Genomic DNA, 17,151 nt, shown 5'->3' with positions numbered 1-17,151 from the left:
AATTAGTGCCCTCCCTTTCTTCTCTTGCTCCATTCCATAAGCAGCAGCAGTCCTGCGGAGAATGCGGCCAGCACCAGTGCTATCCCGCCCGCAGCCGTAACATTGAAATTCTCGACATCCTGATAGACCAGTGTGGTGGCCGTCTGGGTCCGGTTCATAATATTGCCTGAGACGACGAGCACCGCACCGAACTCACCCAGTGAGCGGGCCACCGTCAGAATCACTCCATAGATGACCGCCCAGCGGATTGAAGGCCAGGTCACCTTCCAGAAGGTCGTCCAGCCATATGCGCCAAGTGTGGACGCGGCCTCTTCCTGCTGGGACCCGATCTCTTGCAGTACCGGCATCACCTCACGCACCATTAGCGGGAACGTGACGAACAGCGTAGCAATCACCATTCCCGGAAAAGCATACACAATCTTCACTCCAATTTGCTCAAACAACGCACCCAGCGCACTGTCCGGCCCGAGCAGCAGAACGATCATCAGCCCTCCGATAACCGGCGATACCGCATAAGGCAGATCCACGATGCTGTTCAGCAGGCTTTTGAGGCGCCGGCCCAGCCAGTTCGCCCGTACCAGATACAGGGCCGTCATGATCCCAAACAGCGTATTCAGCAGCGTCACAACCACTACAACATATCCGGTCATCAGCAGCGCATGCAGCGCCTCGGGCCGGGTCAGGGCGTTCCAGAAGCCGCTCCAGCCTTCGCTGAAGGCCCCCATTGTCATCCTGCCAAGCGGAGCTGCAATCAGGACGAAGAACACGAGGTAGGTCAGTGCAATCCACAATCTTCTCATGATCTTCTCCCCCGCATCTGCATGAGGCTGATCAGCCAGAGAATCAGGAAGGATAAGGTCAACAGAATGATCGACACCGCGGCAGCTCCCGCCGGATTATCACTTTCGACCTCACCGAAAATATAAACAGAAGACACCAGCGTTCGCCCCGGAATATTGCCTGCCACGAGAACTACCGCACCGAATTCAGCGAGCGCCCGCGAGAAGGCCAGCATCCCGCCGCCGATCATGCCAGGTGCCATAGACGGCAAGATCACCTGTAGGAAGACCCTGCTGGGCTTCGCTCCCATCGTATAGGCTGCCTCTTCTTCCGAAGCGTCCAGCTCCTCCAGCAGCGGCTGCACCGCCCGGATGACGAAGGGGAATGTGACGAAGACCATGGCAATCACAATGGCAGGCTGGTGAAAAACAATCGTGAAGCCCAGCGATTCCGCAAGGCCCCCAATCAGGCTTCCCGGGCCCAGCAGCAGCAGAATCATCAGTCCGCCAACCGCAGTTGGCAGGGCAAACGGGAGATCAACAAGGCTGTTCAGCAGCGCCCTGCCCCGGAACTTATAACGGATAAGGACCCAGGCGATCATCGTGCCCAGCAGCACATTCGTAAGAGCCGCAATGACCGCCAGTTTGAGTGTTAACAGGACCGACTTCCAGGCAATCGGATCGCTCACACTTTCAGTGAAGCTTCCGAGCCCGGATGAGAATGAATTGTAATAGACCCCAAGGATCGGAAGCACAATCAGAATGACGAAATACAGTACAACCGTTGATCTAAATCCCCAGGTCCAGCCCTTGTGCCTGATCAGCGAATTCAATGGTCAACCTCCCACCTCCGGATAACCGGTCGGTATACTCGACTTTAAGGTTTGATTATTCCTATTAATATACTTGGTTTAAAGTTATTCCTACTTTACCAAATACCGCTTGCTGCCGTCAATTACTTTGTTAGTTTTTGGGTTAAAGTATAAGTAGCACTTGTTATATCCAAACCAGAGAGGGGCTGTTCATGATGCTGCATACTATGGAGATCACCACCAGCAAACGGGATGAAATGCGGGATATTACCCGCGAGGTTCAGGCTTATGTGAAGAATAGCGGAGTTCTTAACGGACTGCTGATTGTCTATTGCCCGCACACCACCGCAGGGATTGCGATTAACGAGAACGCCGATCCTGATGTGAAGCGCGATGTGTTGATGCGTCTGGATGAGGTCTATCCCTGGGAGCATCCCAAATACCGCCATGCCGAGGGCAATACGGCTTCCCACTTGAAATCCATTACGGCCGGTCCTTCGCAGACCCTGATTATTCATGAAGGGGCTGTGCTGCTGGGCCGCTGGCAGGGCATCTATTTTTGCGAGTTCGATGGTCCAAGGCAACGCCAGTGCCACCTCAAAATTATGGAAGGCTAGCACTGCCTGTCCTTGTAGAAGAGCAGCTACGCATGAACCGCGAAGCTGCTCTCTATACAATTTATAGTTCCTGTAACACTTTCACCATGCAAAGTTATACCAATGCAACGCTCTAAAGTACGAGCTGTTAAAAAAAACAGCTTATTATAAACTGCGGCTTAATACCTTGACATGTGTCAGGGCGGCTTGCTTCACATCTTCAAACAACACTTTATCCTGAATATAATACGAAATGAATCCGTGAGCCGATAAGAATAAGGTCAACGGCACGTTCTGCCAGTCCTCCGATACATATCCCTCTTCCTTCATATGACGGCGGACTATGCTTGCGAATAACTCGAAACATCGGCCCTGTTCTGCCCGGCAATACGCCAGCAGCTCTTCGTCGCGGATCATGAACATGATCTCATACTGATACGGATGGTTCAGCCCGAACCGGATGAACTCCATAATCAGCTGCTCCACCCGGGTCATTCCCTCTTCAGGCGGAGAGGTCATCGCTTGATTCAGCAGCGAAGCCACATGATTGAAATCCTCAACAACAATAGCGTAGAAGAGTTCGGCCTTCTCTTTGAAATGGTAATACAGGGAGCCGTGGCTGTAACCCAGGTGCTGACCAATGCTGCGCATCGAAATGGCACGGTACCCTTTGGTGATGAAAAGATGCCTCGCCGCCTCCAGAATTCTTTCTCTCGACAACTCCTGTTCCACTGCTCTTCTTGCCATAATCTATTCCCCTTCGCTGTAGTAAAGCCGCCGCCCTTCCGTAACGAGGGATTGCCCCTCCGTAAGATCGGTTATCCATGCGATAAATGCGTCACCTTCATCATTGCGCGGAAGACACAGCAGTGTAACTTTATCCGTAAACAAAGTCTCTCCGGTCTGAATATTCCGGCTTCGCAGTGCATTCTCCACCTTGCCCAGCCAAGTGTACTCGATTTCCACGAATACCTCCCGTCTCAGCACACGTGTAATGACCTCTCCGGCTTCCAGCGCCAGTACAGCGCCATCGGTATAGGCCCGAATCAGCCCGCCTGCACCCAGCATAATGCCTCCGAAATAACGGGTAACTACAATAGCGACATTCTTCACCTGTTGGCTGCGGATTACTTCCAAAATCGGTTTCCCGGCCGTTCCACTCGGTTCCCCGTCATCCGACTGTCTCTGGATCTCATCCCTCTCCCCGATCATATAAGCAGAGCAGTTATGCGTAGCATTCCAGTGCTGCTTCTTGATCGAATCGATAAATTGCACAGCTTCTTCCTCGTTCTCCACCGGCATAACATGCCCGATGAAGCGTGATTTACGGATTACGACCTCCCGCGAGCCGGGGGTACGTACCGTCCTGTATTGTTCCAGCATTGTTGTCCATTCCTTACTTTGCATGTGATGACTTGATATATATTAGGAGCAGCCCTGGTAGTGGTTACCTATGGACTGCTCCCTGATGACTTACTTTACTATGAATGATCTGCGGTTAGAGTGGGACTATTCGGTAAGTCTTGCTTCCAGTTCTGCCTTTTCTTTCTCGTAGCCTGGTTTGCCCAGCAGTGCGAACATGTTCTTCTTATAGGCTTCAACACCCGGCTGGTCGAACGGATTCACACCCAGCAGGTATCCGCTGATCCCGCAAGCCTTCTCGAAGAAGTACACCAGATAGCCGAAAGTATACGGCGTTTGGTCAGGAATGGTAACGATCAGGTTCGGCACCTGTCCATCGGTATGCGCCAGCATAGTTCCCTGGAATGCCTTCTTATTAACGAAGTCCATCGTCTGGCCGGTCAGGAAGTTGAGGCCGTCCAGATCATCCGGATCATTCTCGATCGTTACATGATGCTGTACCTTCTCCACTTGAATAACCGTCTCGAAAATGTTGCGGTTACCCTCCTGAATGAATTGGCCCATGGAGTGCAGATCTGTCGAGAAGTCCACCGAGGACGGATAGATTCCCTTGAAGTCCTTGCCTTCGCTTTCGCCGTACAGCTGCTTCCACCATTCAGAGACAAAGTGCAGGGACGGCTCGTAGTTCACGAGGATTTCTGTCGTCTTGCCTTTGCGGTAGAGCGCGTTACGTACTGCAGCATATTGATAGCTCTGGTTCGTAGCCACATCGGGATTGTTGAACTCATCGGCTGCGGCTGCGGCCCCTTGCATCATTTCTTCAATGTTAATTCCCGCTACGGCGATAGGCAGAAGGCCTACCGGTGTCAGTACGGAATAACGTCCGCCTACATCATCAGGGATGATGAACGACTCATAGCCTTCTTCGTTAGCCAGCTTCTTGAGTGCGCCCTTCTCCTTGTCTGTTGTAGCGTAGATCCGTTTGCGTGCTTCTTCCTTACCGTATTTCTTCTCCAGTGCTGCACGGAAGATACGGAAAGCAATAGCAGGCTCGGTAGTTGTACCGGATTTGGAGATTACGTTCACGGAGAAGTCTTTGCCTTCTACCAGGTCAAGCAGATGCGTGATGTAGGTAGAGCTGATGTTATTACCGGCAAAATAAACCTCCGGTGTCTTGCGCTTGTCCTTGGACAGGTTATTGTAGAAGGAATGCGAAAGCGCCTCGATAGCTGCGCGTGCCCCCAGATAAGAGCCGCCGATACCAATCACGATCAGCACTTCGGAATCACTCTGAATCTTCTTGGCGGCCTGCTGAATACGGGCGAACTCTTCCTTGTCATAAGCTGTAGGAAGATCAATCCAGCCCAGGTAATCGGAGCCTGCTCCGCTCTTGTTATGCAATTGTTCGTGGGCCAGCTTCACCGGAGCGGCGAAGTAGTCGATCTCGGTCTGGCTGAAGAAGGAAAGGGCTTTGGTGTAGTCAAAATTAATCTTCTTGGACATCGGTAATGGTAGCCTCCTGTTTATCTCTTTAGATTTGACACCGTGTGTTGCAACATTATAATCTAGAATACTTTAATTTGCCTTGACTGGCAAGGTCTTAAGGCATATCCCCGGCTTTCCGAACCCTGTTTATGAAAAAATAGCTGAAAGCGGTTACTAAGCAGATAAGCAGACCTGTTCTGTGGAACAGGCTGTAACCTTCTGATAGAATGAAGGCAAACTTAGTTTCTATAATATGATCTCAGGAAAGCAAAGGTGGAATTGAAATGAAGCACATCGGCTTTATCGGACTCGGAACAATGGGAGCACCTATGGCGTCGAACCTGCTGCGAAGCGGCTTTGAGGTTACGGTGTATAACCGTACAGCAGAGAAATGCAAACCATTGGAACAGGAAGGTGCGAAGACAGCCGCCACACCGCAGGCAGCAGCGGAAGGCAAGGATGTTATTATTACCATGATCAGCAACGATGATTCGATCCGTGAAGTCTTCCACGGTGACCATGGCATTCTCGCCACCCTTCAGCCGGGAACAACCGTAATCGATTCCAGCACCATCTCCCCCGGCCTTGCAAAGGAGATCGCTGCTGAAGTTGAAGCACGGGGCGGCAGCTTCCTTGATGCCCCTGTAACCGGCAGCAAGCCGGCAGCTATCGACGGCACACTGGTCTTCATGGTCGGCGGACATGCCGAAGTGATTGAGAAGCACCGGGATCTCTTCGACTCCATGGGCCGTCTGCTGCTGCATATGGGCGCTAACGGCAGCGGCGCTGTAGCCAAGCTGGCTCACAATGCCATGGTCGGCATTCACAATGTCGCGCTCGCCGAGGGCTTCTCCATTGCGGTGAAGTCCGGGGTACCCGCAGATAAGTTCCTGGAGCTGGTGAAGAACGGATCAGCAGGCAGCAAGCAGGCCGAGCTGAAGGGCCAGAAGATCATTGATAACGACTTCAGCAACCAGTTCTCCCTTGCCCTGATGCTCAAGGATCTCAAGCTGGCGTCCTCGCTCAGTGATTCCACTGGCGTCCCTTCCCCTATGCTCGGCGTAGCCAAGAGCATGTTCCAGGCAGGCTTCAACCACGGCTACGGCGACGAGGACCTGTCTGCTGTGGTCAAATCCTACGAAGACTGGATCGGCCGGAAGATCGGCGAAGGTAACTAATGTAACGGCGGATTTTCCAGAATCTGTTTATGATGGTGTTTCACACACTATTGTAAACAGGGGAGGAAGTTTCAATGCTGACCTTTGAACTCGCCCGGCCACAAGATGCGGCCATGTTGGCGAATGTACAAAAAAGAACCTTCGATGATGATGCCCGCCGATATCAGGATAAAGAGGAGGATGGCCCTCCCGGTTATGATTCGGTGCCCTGGCAGGCGGAACAAATGCAGCAGGGCCATTACTACAAGCTTCTAAAAGACGGTGGAATTGTCGGCGGGATGATAATTTTCCCGTCGCCCACAGAAGAGGAATGTCATCTGGGCCGGATTTTTATCGATCCCTTATATCAGAACCAAGGGTTCGGGCATGAAGCTTTGCATTTCTTATTTGTACAGTATCCTGCTGCCAAGCGCTGGACGCTGGATACTCCCTCGTGGGCCGTCCGGAACCATCACTTCTATGAGAAGCACGGCTTCATCCGTACCGGAGAGATCTATGATGCGGGGAGCAGCGAGAGCATATGGGAATATGAGCGTACAGGTCCGCTGGCAGAGGCAGGCCGCTAAGAGCAGAATCACTTTACCGAGCGTACCATGATAATGGACCATGTGCCGATGCGCAGCCTATTGTGTTCGGTTTTCCGCATACATTCTGCCCGCATCCCATAGAAAAGGTGCCCTGGAATTCCAGGGCACCTTTTCTGCATATGTAACTCGTAATCAGGGCGCAGCCAGGCAGTATCGGCTGCGCCCTTTTACTATGCGAGCATGGCCTTCTTGTCAGGAGTGAGAACGCAAAAATACCGGTGATTTAATCACCGGTACGGGAAGTTTATTTTACAGTATATGTACAAAAAAACATACGTTTTCCTTGCGTTAACTATAAAATTAATATAGCACAGAAATGTCAACATAACAAGCATTTTTATGGAAAATGAAGAAAATAAATGATTCTCCCCCTGTCAGCCTGGCAGCAAGGATCCAGAAGGCGCCCGACGCGGCTGTCCCCCTCTCCTCCCCTGATGATATGATCTTCTGCGCGAAGGAGGCGACTGATATGCAAATTAGACTGAGAGATATCCGTAAAAGCTTCAAGGTGTACAAACGGCCCGAAGGAAAATGGGGACTGCTGAGAGGAGCGTTTATGCGGAATGTTACCCAGGTGGACGCACTCGGCGGCATAAGCTTTGATATTGAAGAGGGTGAACTGGTAGGTTACATTGGCCCGAACGGCGCCGGCAAATCCACCTCCGTCAAGGTAATGAGCGGCATCCTGACACCCGACAGCGGAGAATGCACTATCTTGGGCAAGATTCCATGGAAGCACCGCGTAGAGCATGTATCCCGGATCGGCGTCGTGTTTGGCCAGCGCTCACAGTTATGGTGGGATGTTCCGGTGGCAGACTCTTTTGACGTGCTGAAGGATATTTATGCCATTCCTCCAGGCGACTACCGCTTAAGATTATCCGAGTTATCGGCAACACTTGGTGTGGAAGCGCTCTTAAGGACCCCGGTGAGACAGCTTTCGCTCGGACAGCGGATGCGCTGTGAGCTGGTAGCAGCGCTGCTGCACCGGCCGAAGCTTCTCTTTCTGGATGAGCCAACCATTGGACTTGATGCGGTATCCAAGCTCGCGCTGCGCAATTTTCTGAAGGAAGAGAACCGTAAGTACGGGATTACGATGCTGCTGACCACACACGATATGGACGATATTGAGGCATTATGCGAGCGGGTCATGGTGATCGGGCACGGCCAACTGCTCTATGACGGGCAGCTCTCAGGTCTGCAGCAGAAATATGCGCCGGAGGTCGTCATGAAAGTGAACACGGATGCGATGATTGCTGCTATGTACAATGACTTGGCTTTGGGTTAAGCCCATCCACCCATCAGGAGGTGCACAATGAACTTTAGAAATACATGGCGGGCCTGCAGCTCCCTCTTCCGAATCCGCATGGCAGAAGGGCTCCAGTACCGGGTGTCCGCCATATCTGGCACGATGGTCGGTGTGTTTTGGGCGCTTATAGAATGTGTGCTGTTCACCGTGTTCTATACATACAGCGAGAATGGCTCCTGGAACAATAACGGACTCAGCCTCCCTCAGACCATATCCTATGTTTGGCTGGCTCAGGGGCTGTTTGTACTCCAGAGTATGAACATCGACAGCGAAATTATGGGCAAAATCAACAACGGCGACGTCGGTATCGAGCTGTGCCGGCCCATGAACCTGTACACCCACTGGTTTGTTAAAAGCTCGGCCGGCAAGCTCGGCACCAGTTGGATCAGGGGGCTGGCCACCGTACTCGCCGGGCTCCTGATGCCTGCCGGGTATGCCCTAGGGGGCCCTGCCTCATTGCCTGCACTATTCTATTTCCTTCTGTCGGCGGTTATGGCGTTTGTGCTGTGCTCAGCCTTCGCTATGCTTGTGACTGCGATCCGGCTGAATATCACTTGGGGGGACGGACCGACCTATATGCTTCTACTGCTAAGCGGCATATTGTCCGGCACCTACCTCCCCCTGCGGCTCTGGCCTGATTTCATGCAGACCTTCCTGTACCTGCAGCCGTTTGGCGGATTCGCCGACATCCCTCTGCAGCTATATATAGGCAGCGTGGCTCCTGCCGCCGCATTGCCCGGCATCGGCTTACAGCTCCTCTGGAGCCTTATCTTTATCGCGGCGGGCCGGATGATCATGAAACGCAGATTACACAGCATTATCGTCCAGGGAGGGTGAGAGTAACGTATGCTTGCTGAAGGTAAAATTTATTGCAAATACTTGCGGATGCATCTGCTGTCCGGCATGGAATATAAGGGCTGGTGGCTGATGCTGATTCAGGTGCTTACTGTGGTGATCTCCGATCCCATAGCCACTGTCCTGCTGTTCTCCCGCTTTGGCAATATCGGCGAATGGACCGTCGCCCATATCATTCTGGTGTACTCGCTGGCGGTGGCTTCCTTCGGACTTGCCGAGAGCGTATGCCGCGGCTTTGATTATTTCCCGTGGCATCTGCTGCGCTCCGGCGATTTCGACCGGCTGCTGCTCCGCCCGCGGTCCCTGTTCGTGCAGGTCGCCGCTTCCAGATTCCATCTGCACCGGCTGGTCCGGCCGTTTACAGGGATCTGTGCTGCGGGCTGGGCGCTGGGACAGCTCGGCGTTCCCTTGACGCCCGGCAGACTCGGCATTCTGGCGATGGCGCTGGCCGGAGGCTGTCTGATGTACTGCGGAGTGTTCGTGCTAACCTCAGGTCTTGCTTTTTTCACTATCAAAGGGCTGGACTGGATCTTTCTGCTGACTAACGCCAGCTACCAGATTACCCGCTGCCCAGAGCCCTATTTGCCGCGAATGCTAAAATCCGTGTTCAGCTTTGTGCTCCCAATGCTGTTCATCAGCTTCTATCCGGCGGCCACCGTCTGCGGCTGGGATTATCCCCGCTGGCTGGGCTTCCTCTCGCTTCCCTCTGGAGCTGCCTTCCTCGGAGTGTCTCTGCTGGTATGGCGCATAGGCGTGAGGCATTACAAAAGCACGGGGAGCTGAGCTCCGCTGAAGCTGACAACACAAAAAAAGCACCCCGGGACCATGAATCTTCCAGGGGTGCTTTTTTTCTACCACTTTCTTTTACACAATCGGGTAAGAACAGCAATAATCAGTTAATGCGAATACTTCCAGGGCAAACTTGGAGTTGCCGGGAACATGGAAGGTTTCCGCTCCGTCAATGTCCTTCCACACTTCAGTGCCGGGAAGCAGCACCTTGAGCTTGCCGGAGAGAATCTCCATCGTCTCGGGGCCGTCGGTGCCGAATTCGTATACGCCAGGCAGCATAATGCCGAGTGTCACCTTAGTGCCGTCTTCCAGTGTAACTGTACGGCTGGTCACTTTTCCGTCGTAATAAATATTGGCTGCTTTTTGAATTGTCGCGTTGGTGAACTGGCTCATGTGCTTATTCTCCCCTTTGTCGTTAGATCCGTCTATTATAGCAGCGCTTTTACGCGGCTGACTACATTTTCTACAGTGAAGCCATATTCTCTGATTACGGTGTCGCCAGGAGCGGAAGCGCCAAAGGTAGTGATTCCCAGAATGTCGCCCTGGTCGCCTGTATAACGTTCCCAGCCGAAGGTTTGCGCCATTTCGATAGCCAGACGGGCTTTCACTTCAGGCAGGATAACGGAATCGCGGTATGCTTTATCCTGCTTCTCGAACAGATCCCAGCTCGGCAAGCTGATGACACGAACATCAATGCCTTCTTCGGCAAGCGCAGCCTGAGCCTTAACCGCCAGCTGTACTTCAGAGCCTGTAGCAATGATCTGTGCCTGTGGAGTGCCGTTCTTGGAATCAGAGACCACATACCCGCCACGTTTGATGTTATCGCGTACACCGTCTACGGTTCCAGCCAGGATCGGCAGGTTCTGACGGGTCAGGACCAGTGCTACCGGATTGGCGGTATTCTCCATAGCGTATGCCCAAGCTGCAGAGGTTTCGTTGGCATCAGCCGGACGAATGACCGTAAGACCCGGAATGATACGCAGGGAAGCAAGCTGTTCAATCGGCTCATGGGTAGGACCGTCTTCACCGACAGCGATACTGTCATGGGTAAGCACATAGGTTACCGGCAGCTTCATGATGGAAGCCAGACGGACAGCCGGACGCAGGTAATCTGTGAAGACGAAGAACGTACCGCCGAATACCTTAAGACCGGTGTGCAGTGCAATCCCGTTCATAGCTGCAGCCATTCCGAATTCACGTACGCCGAAGTAGATATTACGGCCGTCATAGGATTCGGAGGTGAATTGGGACAGGCCGTTCAAGTGCGTCATGGTCGAGCTCTCCAGATCGGCTGAACCTCCAACCAGCTGCGGGATACCGCCAGTCAAGCCGTTCAGTGCATTACCGGAAGCCACACGGGTAGATACAGCTTTGTCTTCTGCTTTGTAGAATGGCAGATTAGCATCCCAGCCTGCAGGAAGCTCACCGCTTAGTGCAGTTTCGAGCTGTGCAGCAAGCTCTGGGTATGCTTTTTTGTAGGCTGCAAATTTCTCATCCCATGCTTTGTTAGCGGCGATTCCTTTGGCCTTCACTTCAGCGAAGCTGGCACGGACTTCATCCGGTACATAGAAATCTTCTTCATATACCCATTTGTAGTATTCCTTCGTCAGCTTCGTTTCATCAGCACCCAGCGGGGAGCCGTGGGTACCGCCGTGGCCGCCTTTACCTTGCTTGTTCGGGCTGCCGTAGCCGATGACTGTCTTCACTTCGATCAGCGTCGGTTTGCTGCTGTCTGCTTGAGCCTCTTCAAGAGCCTTAGCCAGTGCAGGAAGATCGTTACCGTCTTCTACACGCAGAACCTGCCAGCCGTAAGCTTCAAAACGCTTAGCAACATTCTCGGAGAATGCAAGGTTGAGCTTGCCGTCTAGGGAGATATCATTCGAATCGTACATTACAATCAGCTTGCCCAGCTTCAGGTGTCCGGCAAGTGAAGCAGACTCGGAAGAGATCCCTTCCATCAAATCACCGTCGCCGCAGATGGCGTACGTATAATGGTCAATCACGTTATGTTCATCTTTATTGTAAGTCGCACCCAGCTGCGCTTCAGCCATTGCCATACCTACAGCCATACCGATACCTTGTCCAAGCGGACCGGTTGTCGCATCTACACCGGCAGTGTGGCCGACTTCCGGATGTCCCGGAGTTAAGCTGCCCCATTGGCGGAACTGCTTCAATTCTTCCATAGGCAGATCATAGCCGCTGAGGTGCAGCAGGCTATAGAGGAGCATGGAGCCATGTCCGGCAGACAACACAAAACGGTCACGGTTGACCCAAGTCGGGTGGTCCGGGTTATGATTCATTGTCTTGGCGAACAATTGGTATCCCATAGGAGCGGAGCCCATCGGCATACCCGGATGTCCGGAGTTTGCCTTTTCAATGGCATCAATGGCAAGTGTACGGATTGTAGTGATGGCCAGGTTGTCCACCGTTGAGTTTTCTTCTTTATGAATGGCTTGATCTTTTGCTTGTTCAGTCATTACAATAATCCTCCTCGAATCAAGAATGTCATTTTGACTATTATTGTATCACGGAAGTGGAAGCATTTCCAATTGTTTTTGCTGCAGCTTATATTTAGCGGCTTCTGCCGGGTCTATGCACGCCTGTGCCAGATTCACGGTGCTTCAGGAGGTTCTTTTTGGAGATACGGATGGGAATCCGGAAACTTAGCCTTAAGTCTAGTTTCTAATTAAGACTAAAGTTTGTTTTACAAAGCGGATTTATACAGTAAGATGGAAGTACCACAGCGGAATTTTAGCCGGATTATCCATAATTTCCAGCAGAAAGGAATTCAGAAGATGACTGCAAACAGAGACATTTATATTGTGCTGACCGGAACAGGCACGGCCTTCAGCGGAATTATTAAATGGTTCACCAAAGCGGAGCTGAATCATGCCTCGATTGCTTTTGACAGTGAGCTGCGTGAGGTCTACAGCTTCGGCCGAAAAAAAGTGTACAACCCGTTTATTGCCGGACTTATCCATGAGAACTTCATCCATCCGTTCTACAACAGTGCAGACTGTGCCATCTACCAGCTCAGAGTCAGTGAGGAAGAGTACAATACTATGTATAACCATGTCCAGGGTATGATGCAGAATCAGGAGCGTTATAAATATCACCTGCTTGGTCTGGTCGGTGTGCTGTTGAACATCCGGATTGACCGGGAGAATGCTTTTTTCTGCTCCCAGTTCGTAGCCTCTGTATTGGAGGAAACTACTGTTCATCCGGTAGCCAAGCCCTCCTGCTTCGTCACTCCGGAGGATTTCGCTTCATCCCTGTGTGCCCACAAAATATTCAGCGGCAAACTCTCCTGCTATATGGACCGGAGTCATTCTGCCGACCTCAGAGGTTCCAGTCTACATAACCCCCAAACTACTAATCCGGCAGATTTTGCGGCTCCTAGACTGCGGCTGCATGAAGAACGGACCGAGGGAATCGTCTGAACGATCACCCTCCGCCCGCTTGATGCCAAGTAAAACAAAATCATAGTAGCACATAAGGCATAAGGATTGCGTCCCGCGTTATTTTACACGATGGCTCTGATAATATTCTGTCCAATCTCCGAGAATCGTTACCGCCACTGTATCCACCTTGGTCTGATACTCATTGGTTGCGGTAAAGGTAAAAGTAACCGGACCATCCGGCAGCTGTTCGAACGATGGGTCGGCCAGCTCACCCGTCCATACGGTCTTATCACTCCCGGTCGGACTCAGCGCCGCCGTGTATCCTCCAGTCATTGTGACTTGCACGGTATCCGGTAGTCCGGTAGCTGTCCCCTGCAGCACAAATTTCTCGCCAGCCCAATAGACACTATACCCCCGCGGACTTTCAGGCGAGCCGCTCTGCTTCAGATTGTACGCCTGACGATTGCCATTCCACTCCTCTGTATGACGGACAGCCCCCTTGATGCTAAGCAGGTTAACCATAAAGTACTTTCTTGCGGATACAACACTCCAATCAAATCCATCGAAGACCTCAACTTCTACAGCATATTTTTCGTACTCTGCTAAGGCTCCATCCGGTACCTTCCATTGTTTTGAACTGGATACCTGGTCACCGGACTGCACCCTAATCGCACCTGTGGCCAGATTAATTATCCGCACCCGGAAGCGCTGCTGCTGATCCCCGTCCTCATCCTGGTAATCCCACTTGATGATCGGCGTCAGTGTGCTGGCAATCGTTGGCTTGTTGGGGCTATCACTTGTCGGATAGGTAATTGAGACCTTGGGTAACCGGTTCAACACGGTAATGCTATGGGACAGCTCTCTGAACAGTCCCAGGGAGTCCGTAACGAGCTGCCGATACGTAAAAACACCGTTTGAAGTAAACTTTTTGTTAAAATCGCCTTCTGTGCTCACAAGCCCCTCTACACCAGCCGCCGGTTTCAAGAAATATTGATGACTTATGGTGTCTCCTTTCGGAATATCCTCATCTGTTGCCGTGCTCTTGATATTAAGCACATCCGTCCGGTAGATCGCTACTTTGGTGGCATCCTTTCCGGTATCCGTAATGAGGGTGAACCCCGGCTGGGGCGGATTGTCGATGATGAAGGCTTTTTCGTTTGATACCTCGGACCAGGAGCCCTTGGAATACGCCCGCCCCAATACCGTGAAGTACTCGAAGCGATTGAATGTTGGGTTTGGAACTTGATACTGACGAATCGATCCGCTGCCATCTGTATTCTCTACCGTTTTCTCCAATAGCCCTTCTTTGGTGAAAAATTCAAGCCTGTACTTTTCCTGAGGATCATTCTCCGGATCGGAGTAGGTCCACTGAATCAACGGGTCCCCCTGCTTCTCTGCATCCAGGACCGTTGGGCTCGCGGTTGTACCCGGAGGAGAAGTGATTGTCATGGACGGGGCTTCGTTTTTGATTACATTCACTTTGAGTGACTCAATATTTGACTTCGCCCCAATCTGGTCCACTGCCCAATGTTCAAGGGTGTATATCCCCGGTTCCGGGAAGCTGATTTCGATGCTCGGCGTCTTATATAATTTGGTGGTGCTGTCGCTATCTGTCACCTTCCAAAAATATTGAAGACTGGCGATATCCGATGGATCATCATCATGATCTGACGATGTATACAGCTTCGTATCGAACTGATACGCCGTTGCAGGACCATTAATGGCGGCCGTAGGGACATGGTTGAGGACCTTGAACATCCGTGTCGCATTCGAGGAAAGCGATCCGTCAGAGGCGGTCAGGCGCATTTCCCAGCCATCTGAAATGGCTTGTTGCTGTGATATGCCGCTACGTGCGATCAGGTCCCGCATGGTCATCACCTGGTTTCGGTTACCCCCAGCGTAATAATATGGGCTGTTATTGATGCGAGTGTTCCAGGCATAACTTAGCCCATCTCCATCCTCATCCGGGTCCGGTGTCAGATTCTCCATGGTAATGACCGTATCCCGGTACACTTCCACCGGCATATTGAAGGCAGCTGCTGGGGGATGGTTTATAACTTGTACCGTTTGGCTGTAGGGCTGTGACCATAGGCCGCGGTTATCATGGACCTGAAGCGTCAATTGATATGTCCCCACGCCGTAGGCAGCGATATTCGGCGGCACCGCCGCTCCGGCCCAATGGCTCCAGACCTGTTGCCAGCCATCCTTAATCACTGTCCAGCTGTACAGATCCAGTTGATCATTGTCCGGGTCGAAAGACTTGTCTGTGATGGTGGTCGCCTTACGATACGATACGATGTTGGGCTCTACGGTGAACAGCGCTACCGGCGGCAGGTTGCCGGCCGCCCCTACCGTTTGCTGCGACCAATCACTCCAGACGCCAACCCCGTTCTCGCCATCGATGTCCCGCACTCTTAGCCGGATATCATATTGGTCATTGGTCGGTAGCTGTGCCGGCGGATATCCATCGGTCCAGACTTGCCCTTCCGTCTTCTTGTATTGCCATTGCCAATCCATGATCCCTTTATTGGAGGCGGTGACATGATCCAAATCGTAGGAGCTGTCCGTGATCTGCAGCCATCCGCCTGACAGCCGGGCACTGAATAGCGCAATTGGCTTGCGGTGCACATGGAACGTCATCGAAGACAGGTTATTTCGGCTCCATTTCCGGTACACGTCGAACCGGTCGTCATCCTTGGGATTGTCACGCCCCTGGAACGTGGCCACGTAGGACCCGCTATACGGGAAAGTCGTATAGGGTGAACTTCGCCATAATCCAGAATCCCAAATGATCCCCATCGAATTGTCAAAGAAATACGGATCATGATCGAACCGGTACCGTTCTTCCCGTTTAGGGTCCCATTCCGAGTCAAAGAATTTCGTTCTGGTTTCTACAGGGGTATTGATCAAGACAAAGGACTTGTTCCGCATCTGCTGTTTTACATTAATCGTAAGCGTCGCCTTCGCGGTCATTCCTGACGGGTCGGAGGCTGTGATGTTCACGGTGTAGGTCCCCGGCGGGATCGAGTCTTCCAGCACGTCCAGTGGGATATTGAATAGTTTGGACAGCTTGGCTTGAGGCACCACCGTCTTCTTGTAGAAGACACCAGGGATCTCGGCGGTGACGGTAACGTCCTCGTTATCTGGATCGCTGACATACCCCTCGATATTGATTCCGCTTAAGCCTGCGGCATTAACCAGGGTAATTCCATTTGCTGTTCCTACGGACAGGCTAGGGGCATAATTGGGTATCAATTGAGCTACTCTAGTCATGTACGGCGACCACCAATAGGTTTTCGTCCAAGCCAACACTCGAATGCGGAACATTTCTGGATCTTTATCTAGTCCTGGCGTGTAATCACTTGGCTGATAATAGTTATATCCTTGTGCATACTCATTCGGATAGGTGTTCGCCATCAAGTTCCGTATGTTGGACATATCTACATCAATAACAGCAGGCATATAATATCCTTGAGATGCTACTGCATTGGTGTGTAACTTTCCCCAATCTGCTGACCAGTTATAATACTGACCATAAAAGTCAGGTGTTCTAGGATCATTACAGCTCCAGTTATTATCATCACCATAAGCATTTCTGTTTAATTCATACTGGTACGCCTCTTTGGTATAAATGGAACTACACATTTCGATTTCCATGGGCTCCGTATATCCGCCCCAATCAGGTCTTCCCGTTGTATAGGTGACATGCAAGTTAGAGCCTGGAACAATATCATAGGTCATTCTTTTGGTCGTTTTATTAAATTTAAGATTGGTTACCTTCAGAGCAGGGAAATCAATGACAACCTTATCATCCTGATTGGCATGTCCCCCTCGCCCAGCTTCAAAGACAATATCCCGGTAATAAATGAAATTGTCCTCTGCCGCCTGCACCGTACTGGCCAGTCTCGTCATTTCGACAACTGGCTGCGGCAGTGCGGGAATGAGCAGCAAGTAGGCCATAAGCAAAATGATACTTCTCTTGAATCTCTTCAATGTCTGCC

General features: G+C 51.8%; 15 protein-coding genes. 7 read left to right on the top strand and 8 right to left on the bottom strand.

Annotation, left to right across the window (positions count from 1 at the left end):
- Nucleotides 1-2: 2 nt before the first annotated feature.
- Nucleotides 3-800 carry a sulfate ABC transporter permease subunit gene (locus tag C173_RS19490; RefSeq protein ID WP_036727565.1) on the bottom strand — a complete coding sequence of 266 codons (798 nt, stop codon included), beginning with the start codon at nucleotides 798-800 and terminating at the stop codon, nucleotides 3-5.
- The gene (cysT, locus tag C173_RS19485) at nucleotides 797-1,612 is read right to left on the bottom strand and encodes a sulfate ABC transporter permease subunit CysT (protein WP_036727564.1); all 816 of its coding nucleotides are present in this window, start codon (nucleotides 1,610-1,612) and stop codon (nucleotides 797-799) included. The genes C173_RS19490 and cysT overlap by 4 nt, the downstream gene beginning before the upstream one ends.
- A 194-nt stretch (nucleotides 1,613-1,806) precedes the next feature.
- Between cysT and C173_RS19480 the strand changes: the two genes are divergently transcribed.
- The gene (locus C173_RS19480; RefSeq protein ID WP_036727896.1) at nucleotides 1,807-2,208 is read left to right on the top strand and encodes a secondary thiamine-phosphate synthase enzyme YjbQ; all 402 of its coding nucleotides are present in this window, start codon (nucleotides 1,807-1,809) and stop codon (nucleotides 2,206-2,208) included.
- Between the two features lie 144 nt (nucleotides 2,209-2,352).
- Here C173_RS19480 and C173_RS19475 read toward each other — a convergent pair whose 3' ends face one another.
- The 3 genes from C173_RS19475 to C173_RS19465 form a co-directional block, all read right to left on the bottom strand.
- A complete protein-coding gene (locus tag C173_RS19475) occupies nucleotides 2,353-2,934 on the bottom strand; it encodes a TetR/AcrR family transcriptional regulator (RefSeq protein WP_036727562.1) in 582 nt (193 codons plus the stop codon).
- Nucleotides 2,935-2,937: 3 nt separating this feature from the next.
- On the bottom strand, nucleotides 2,938-3,570 hold the full coding sequence (locus C173_RS19470; RefSeq protein WP_036727560.1) for a YigZ family protein: 633 nt from the start codon (nucleotides 3,568-3,570) through the stop codon (nucleotides 2,938-2,940).
- A gap of 126 nt (nucleotides 3,571-3,696) precedes the next feature.
- Nucleotides 3,697-5,052, bottom strand: a complete 1,356-nt coding sequence (locus C173_RS19465; RefSeq protein WP_036700477.1) for a glucose-6-phosphate isomerase — start codon at nucleotides 5,050-5,052, stop codon at nucleotides 3,697-3,699.
- A gap of 260 nt (nucleotides 5,053-5,312) precedes the next feature.
- Here C173_RS19465 and C173_RS19460 point away from each other — a divergent pair, with 260 nt between their 5' ends.
- From C173_RS19460 to C173_RS19440, 5 genes are all read left to right on the top strand, one after another.
- Entirely contained in the window at nucleotides 5,313-6,212 is a 900-nt protein-coding gene (locus C173_RS19460; RefSeq protein WP_327196471.1) for an NAD(P)-dependent oxidoreductase, read from the top strand.
- A 74-nt stretch (nucleotides 6,213-6,286) separates the two neighbouring features.
- The gene (locus C173_RS19455) at nucleotides 6,287-6,778 is read left to right on the top strand and encodes a GNAT family N-acetyltransferase (protein WP_036727557.1); all 492 of its coding nucleotides are present in this window, start codon (nucleotides 6,287-6,289) and stop codon (nucleotides 6,776-6,778) included.
- Between the two features lie 490 nt (nucleotides 6,779-7,268).
- Complete coding sequence (locus C173_RS19450; RefSeq protein ID WP_235191955.1) at nucleotides 7,269-8,084, top strand: ABC transporter ATP-binding protein; 816 nt, start codon at nucleotides 7,269-7,271, stop codon at nucleotides 8,082-8,084.
- A gap of 27 nt (nucleotides 8,085-8,111) precedes the next feature.
- Complete coding sequence (locus C173_RS19445) at nucleotides 8,112-8,942, top strand: ABC transporter permease (protein ID WP_036727555.1); 831 nt, start codon at nucleotides 8,112-8,114, stop codon at nucleotides 8,940-8,942.
- A gap of 9 nt (nucleotides 8,943-8,951) precedes the next feature.
- Nucleotides 8,952-9,743 (top strand): ABC transporter permease, encoded by a 792-nt coding sequence (locus C173_RS19440; protein WP_036727554.1) that lies wholly within the window; start codon nucleotides 8,952-8,954, stop codon nucleotides 9,741-9,743.
- Between the two features lie 81 nt (nucleotides 9,744-9,824).
- On the opposite strand, the gene ppnP is transcribed toward C173_RS19440, so the two are convergent.
- Both ppnP and tkt read right to left on the bottom strand, forming a co-directional pair.
- The gene (gene ppnP / locus C173_RS19435; RefSeq protein ID WP_036727552.1) at nucleotides 9,825-10,142 is read right to left on the bottom strand and encodes a pyrimidine/purine nucleoside phosphorylase; all 318 of its coding nucleotides are present in this window, start codon (nucleotides 10,140-10,142) and stop codon (nucleotides 9,825-9,827) included.
- Nucleotides 10,143-10,177: 35 nt separating this feature from the next.
- A complete protein-coding gene (gene tkt, locus C173_RS19430; RefSeq protein ID WP_036727551.1) occupies nucleotides 10,178-12,226 on the bottom strand; it encodes a transketolase in 2,049 nt (682 codons plus the stop codon).
- Nucleotides 12,227-12,544: 318 nt separating this feature from the next.
- On the opposite strand from tkt, the gene C173_RS19425 reads away from it, so the two are divergent.
- Nucleotides 12,545-13,189, top strand: a complete 645-nt coding sequence (locus C173_RS19425; protein ID WP_200869573.1) for a hypothetical protein — start codon at nucleotides 12,545-12,547, stop codon at nucleotides 13,187-13,189.
- 78 nt (nucleotides 13,190-13,267) lie between these two features.
- Here C173_RS19425 and C173_RS19420 read toward each other — a convergent pair whose 3' ends face one another.
- Nucleotides 13,268-17,143 carry a hypothetical protein gene (locus tag C173_RS19420; RefSeq protein ID WP_036727549.1) on the bottom strand — a complete coding sequence of 1,292 codons (3,876 nt, stop codon included), beginning with the start codon at nucleotides 17,141-17,143 and terminating at the stop codon, nucleotides 13,268-13,270.
- Nucleotides 17,144-17,151 lie beyond the last annotated feature (8 nt).

Source organism: Paenibacillus sp. FSL R7-277, assembly GCF_000517965.1.
Lineage (GTDB): Bacteria > Bacillota > Bacilli > Paenibacillales > Paenibacillaceae > Paenibacillus_AQ > Paenibacillus_AQ silagei.
The sequence above is the reverse complement of the archived record's forward strand: the minus strand, read 5'-3'. Positions and strand labels throughout refer to the sequence as shown.

Coding starts and splice junctions, on each gene's coding strand:
- C173_RS19490 (WP_036727565.1), bottom strand. CDS start 800: ATGAGAAGATTGTGGATTGCACTGACCTACCTCGTGTTCTTCGTCCTG.
- C173_RS19480 (WP_036727896.1), top strand. CDS start 1,807: ATGCTGCATACTATGGAGATCACCACCAGCAAACGGGATGAAATGCGG.
- C173_RS19475 (WP_036727562.1), bottom strand. CDS start 2,934: ATGGCAAGAAGAGCAGTGGAACAGGAGTTGTCGAGAGAAAGAATTCTG.
- C173_RS19470 (WP_036727560.1), bottom strand. CDS start 3,570: ATGCTGGAACAATACAGGACGGTACGTACCCCCGGCTCGCGGGAGGTC.
- C173_RS19465 (WP_036700477.1), bottom strand. CDS start 5,052: ATGTCCAAGAAGATTAATTTTGACTACACCAAAGCCCTTTCCTTCTTC.
- C173_RS19455 (WP_036727557.1), top strand. CDS start 6,287: ATGCTGACCTTTGAACTCGCCCGGCCACAAGATGCGGCCATGTTGGCG.
- C173_RS19450 (WP_235191955.1), top strand. CDS start 7,269: ATGCAAATTAGACTGAGAGATATCCGTAAAAGCTTCAAGGTGTACAAA.
- C173_RS19445 (WP_036727555.1), top strand. CDS start 8,112: ATGAACTTTAGAAATACATGGCGGGCCTGCAGCTCCCTCTTCCGAATC.
- C173_RS19440 (WP_036727554.1), top strand. CDS start 8,952: ATGCTTGCTGAAGGTAAAATTTATTGCAAATACTTGCGGATGCATCTG.
- ppnP (WP_036727552.1), bottom strand. CDS start 10,142: ATGAGCCAGTTCACCAACGCGACAATTCAAAAAGCAGCCAATATTTAT.
- tkt (WP_036727551.1), bottom strand. CDS start 12,226: ATGACTGAACAAGCAAAAGATCAAGCCATTCATAAAGAAGAAAACTCA.
- C173_RS19425 (WP_200869573.1), top strand. CDS start 12,545: ATGACTGCAAACAGAGACATTTATATTGTGCTGACCGGAACAGGCACG.